Source organism: Actinomycetospora sp. TBRC 11914 (assembly GCF_012933465.1).
GTDB lineage: Bacteria > Actinomycetota > Actinomycetes > Mycobacteriales > Pseudonocardiaceae > Actinomycetospora.
The window spans coordinates 1-5,458 of the sequence record NZ_JABBND010000041.1 but is presented as its reverse complement, the minus strand read 5'-3'; the positions used below and the strand labels follow the sequence as shown (position 1 = coordinate 5,458).

The following is a 5,458-nucleotide window of genomic DNA, read 5'->3' as shown; positions in this document are numbered from 1 at the left end:
GGTGGGGGTGGTTGGGTGTTCCGGCGGTGTCCTACTCTCCCACGACCTGGCGGTCGCAGTACCATCGGCGCTGGAGGGCTTAGCTTCCGGGTTCGGGATGGGTCCGGGCGTTTCCCCTCCGCTGTGGCCACCGGAACACCGAACCACCCCCACCAGCCAACGTGTTGGGTGGTGTGGGGGTGCAGTGTGTGGACGCGAGCAGAGCTCTTTGCGTTGGCGCAGTTTGGTTGCCTGACAGGTTTTTCACTGTGTGGCTCGTGGTGGTGTGTCGGGCAAGTCCTCGGCCTATTAGTACCAGTCCACTGAACACCTCGCGGTGATTACATGTCTGGCCTATCAACCCACTGGTCTGGTGGGGGCCTTAACCCTCGTAGGGGTGGGAGACCTCATCTTGGAACGGGCTTCCCGCTTAGATGCCTTCAGCGGTTATCCCTTCCGAACGTAGCCAACCAGCCGTGCCCCTGGCGGGACAACTGGCACACCAGAGGTTCGTCCGTCCCGGTCCTCTCGTACTAGGGACAGCCTTCCTCAAGTCTCCTGCGCGCGCGGCGGATAGGGACCGAACTGTCTCACGACGTTCTAAACCCAGCTCGCGTACCGCTTTAATGGGCGAACAGCCCAACCCTTGGGACCTACTCCAGCCCCAGGATGCGACGAGCCGACATCGAGGTGCCAAACCATGCCGTCGATATGGACTCTTGGGCAAGATCAGCCTGTTATCCCCGGGGTACCTTTTATCCGTTGAGCGACACCCCTTCCACCAGGAGGTGCCGGATCACTAGTCCCGACTTTCGTCCCTGCTCGACCCGTCGGTCTCACAGTCAAGCTCCCTTGTGCACTTGCACTCAACACCTGGTTGCCGACCAGGCTGAGGGAACCTTTGGGCGCCTCCGTTACCCTTTGGGAGGCAACCGCCCCAGTTAAACTACCCACCAGGCACTGTCCCTGGACCAGATCATGGCCCGAGGTTAGATGCCCAATTCGACCAGAGTGGTATTTCAACGATGACTCCACCCGCACTGGCGTGCGGGCTTCACAGTCTCCCACCTATCCTACACAAGCCGAACCGAGCACCAATACCAAGCTGTAGTGAAGGTCCCGGGGTCTTTCCGTCCTGCCGCGCGTAACGAGCATCTTTACTCGTAGTGCAATTTCGCCGAGTCTGTGGTCGAGACAGCGGGGAAGTCGTTACTCCATTCGTGCAGGTCGGAACTTACCCGACAAGGAATTTCGCTACCTTAGGATGGTTATAGTTACCACCGCCGTTTACTGGCGCTTAAGTTCTCAGCTTCGGCCCGAAGGCCTAACCGGTCCCCTTAACGTTCCAGCACCGGGCAGGAGTCAGTCCGTATACATCGTCTTGCGACTTCGCACGGACCTGTGTTTTTAGTAAACAGTCGCTTCCCCCTGGTCTCTGCGGCCCCACAGCCCTAACCCGCAAAGGGGTTTCAGGCCACAGGGCCCCCCTTCTCCCGAAGTTACGGGGGCATTTTGCCGAATTCCTTGACCACAGTTCGCTCGAACGCCTCGGTATTCTCTACCTGACCACCTGTGTTGGTTTGGGGTACGGGTCGCGTAGGAACTCGCTAGAGGCTTTTCTCGGCAGCATGGGATCACTCTGCTTCGCCTCAACGGCTATGCGTCACGTCTCAGCCTGGATGGTGCACGGATTTGCCTGTGCACCGGCCTACACGCTTGCACCAGTACAACCACTCACTGGCGGAGCTGCCCTCCTGCGTCACCCCATCGCTTGGCTACTACCAGGTGGGGTCCCGCGCTCCCCACCACCAGCTCCCGAAGGAGACTGGGATGGTTCGGGCGGTTAGCACACCTGGGCTCGCCAGGGACGCGCCTACACGAGCACGGGAATATCAACCCGTTGTCCATCGACTACGCCTGTCGGCCTCGCCTTAGGTCCCGGCTCACCCTGGGCGGAAAAACCTGGCCCAGGAACCCTTGGTCTTCCGGCGGCAGAGTTTCTCACTCTGCTATCGCTACTCATGCCTGCATTCTCACTCACACGGGTTCCACGGCTGGATCACTCCGCCGCTTCACCACCCGCATGACGCTCCCCTACCCAACACCACCACCGTTAGGTGTCCGTGGTGTTGCCGCGGCTTCGGCGGTGCGCTTGAGCCCCGCTACATTGTCGGCGCAGGACCACTTGACCAGTGAGCTATTACGCACTCTTTCAAGGGTGGCTGCTTCTAAGCCAACCTCCTGGTTGTCTGGGCGATCCCACATCCTTTCCCACTTAGCGCACGCTTAGGGGCCTTAGCCGGCGATCTGGGCTGTTTCCCTCTCGACTACGAAGCTTATCCCCCGCAGTCTCACTGCCGCGCTCACGCTCACCGGCATTCGGAGTTTGGCTGACTTCAGTAAGCTTGTAGGCCCCCTAGGCCAACCAGTGCTCTACCTCCGGTGAGTACCACGCGACGCTGCACCTAAATGCATTTCGGGGAGAACCAGCTATCACGGAGTTTGATTGGCCTTTCACCCCTACCCACAGCTCATCCCCCAGGTTTTCAACCCTGGTGGGTTCGGGCCTCCACACCGTCTTACCGGCGCTTCACCCTGGCCATGGGTAGATCACCCCGCTTCGGGTCTAGAGCACGCGACTCAACACGCCCTGTTCGGACTCGCTTTCGCTACGGCTACCCCACACGGGTTAACCTCGCCACGTACCGCTAACTCGCAGGCTCATTCTTCAAAAGGCACGCCATCACACGTCACAAGGACGAGCTCTGACGGCTTGTAGGCACACGGTTTCAGGTACTGTTTCACTCCCCTCCCGGGGTACTTTTCACCTTTCCCTCACGGTACTCGTCCGCTATCGGTCACCAGGAAGTATTTAGGCTTACCGGGTGGTCCCGGCAGATTCACAGCGAATTCCACGGGCTCGCTGCTACTCGGGCACGCCACCACGCGACCATGAACGGTTTTCGCCTACGGGGGTCTCACCCTCTACGCCGACGCGTCCCAACGCCTTCGACTAACCATCCACGGCCACGCCCCAGGTCGGCAGACCCGGGCCATGACGCCCCACAACACCCCACCAGCAACACCTGCCGGCTCTCACACTGACGGGGTTTAGCCTCCTCCGCTTTCGCTCGCCACTACTCACGGAATCACTTTTGTTTTCTTCTCCTGCGGGTACTGAGATGTTTCACTTCCCCGCGTTCCCTCCACCCGCCCTATACATTCAGGCGGGGGTGACAGCCCATGACGGCTGCCGGGTTACCCCATTCGGACACCCTCGGATCACAGCTCGGTTGACAACTCCCCGAGGACTATCGCGGCCTCCCACGTCCTTCATCGGCTCCTGATGCCCAGGCATCCACCGTGCGCCCTTGACAACTTGACCAACACACCAACACCAGTCACACAGTCATCAAGCAAACAAAACGACCACACACCAAAGACCAGAGAAAACAGTGTGCGATCGGCCAAAGAAAAAAGATGCTCGCGTCCACTCTGCACTTGACAACCACACCCGCACACCACCACCCCACCCCAGGCAAACCCAGGACAGGGCGAATGAGTGCCCCGGAGAAAACACCGGCCCACCCCCGAAGGAGCGGGCCCGGTCGTCCTCTCAGGACCCAACAGTGCGCCGACGCTCGTACGTCCATCACTGGACGGTGCTTTGTTCCACTTCAAACCAAGCAAGCAACCACCACCACCACAGGCGTGGTCGTGGTCCTCCCACCAGGACACCACCAGGGCCGGCCACCAACACGGTGACCCGTCACCCCAAGGGGTCCGGTGATCCGAGGTGAAGCTCCTTAGAAAGGAGGTGATCCAGCCGCACCTTCCGGTACGGCTACCTTGTTACGACTTCGTCCCAATCGCCAGTCCCACCTTCGACCGCTCCCCCCCTTACGGGTTGGGCCACGGGCTTCGGGTGTTACCGACTTTCGTGACGTGACGGGCGGTGTGTACAAGGCCCGGGAACGTATTCACCGCAGCGTTGCTGATCTGCGATTACTAGCGACTCCGACTTCACGGGGTCGAGTTGCAGACCCCGATCCGAACTGAGACCGGCTTTACGAGATTCGCTCCACCTCACGGCTTCGCAGCCCTCTGTACCGGCCATTGTAGCATGTGTGAAGCCCTGGACATAAGGGGCATGATGACTTGACGTCATCCCCACCTTCCTCCGAGTTGACCCCGGCAGTCTCCCATGAGTCCCCGGCATAACCCGCTGGCAACATGGGACAAGGGTTGCGCTCGTTGCGGGACTTAACCCAACATCTCACGACACGAGCTGACGACAGCCATGCACCACCTGCACACCAACCACAAGGGAGGACGTATCTCTACGCCTGTCTGGTGCATGTCAAACCCAGGTAAGGTTCTTCGCGTTGCATCGAATTAATCCACATGCTCCGCCGCTTGTGCGGGCCCCCGTCAATTCCTTTGAGTTTTAGCCTTGCGGCCGTACTCCCCAGGCGGGGCGCTTAATGCGTTAGCTGCGGCACGGAACCCGTGGAATGGACCCCACACCTAGCGCCCAACGTTTACGGCATGGACTACCAGGGTATCTAATCCTGTTCGCTACCCATGCTTTCGCTCCTCAGCGTCAGTATCGGCCCAGAGACCCGCCTTCGCCACCGGTGTTCCTCCTGATATCTGCGCATTTCACCGCTACACCAGGAATTCCAGTCTCCCCTGCCGAACTCAAGTGATGCCCGTATCGACCGCACGCCCAGAGTTAAGCCCCAGGTTTTCACGGCCGACGCGACACACCGCCTACGAGCTCTTTACGCCCAATAATTCCGGACAACGCTCGCACCCTACGTATTACCGCGGCTGCTGGCACGTAGTTGGCCGGTGCTTCTTCTCGACCTACCGTCACCCCCGGAACAACCGGGAGCTTCGTCGATCGCGAAAGAGGTTTACAACCCGAAGGCCGTCATCCCCCACGCGGCGTTGCTGCGTCAGGCTTCCGCCCATTGCGCAAGATTCCCCACTGCTGCCTCCCGTAGGAGTCTGGGCCGTGTCTCAGTCCCAGTGTGGCCGATCACCCTCTCAGGCCGGCTATCCGTCGTCGCCTTGGTAGGCCATCACCCCACCAACAAGCTGATAGACCGCGGGCCCATCCCCCACCGAAAAAACTTTCCACCCCCAGACATGCATCCAGAGGTCCTATCCGGTATTAGACCCAGTTTCCCAGGCTTATCCCGAAGTGGAGGGCAGGTCACCCACGTGTTACTCACCCGTTCGCCGCTCGTGTACCCCGAAGGGCCTTACCGCTCGACTTGCATGTGTTAAGCACGCCGCCAGCGTTCGTCCTGAGCCAGGATCAAACTCTCCAACAAAAACCGTTAGAAGAGAACAAACCCTCTCCTGACAAAACAACTGCACTCAAAGAAACCCCAACCCTGACACATCAGGGTACGGGGCCAAAGCACACCAAACGTCAGCACACTGTTGAGTTCTCAAAGGACGACCACAC

At 59.8% G+C, this 5,458-nt stretch carries 3 rRNA genes; all 3 read right to left on the bottom strand.

Annotation, left to right across the window (positions count from 1 at the left end):
• Positions 1-18 precede the first annotated feature (18 nt).
• Positions 19-135 (bottom strand): 5S ribosomal RNA (gene rrf / locus HH311_RS30665).
• A 133-nt stretch (positions 136-268) separates the two neighbouring features.
• Positions 269-3,364 (bottom strand): 23S ribosomal RNA (locus tag HH311_RS30660).
• Between the two features lie 425 nt (positions 3,365-3,789).
• Positions 3,790-5,321: ribosomal RNA gene (locus HH311_RS30655) — 16S ribosomal RNA — on the bottom strand.
• Together the 16S, 23S and 5S rRNA genes form the textbook arrangement of a ribosomal RNA operon.
• Positions 5,322-5,458: the final 137 nt, after the last annotated feature.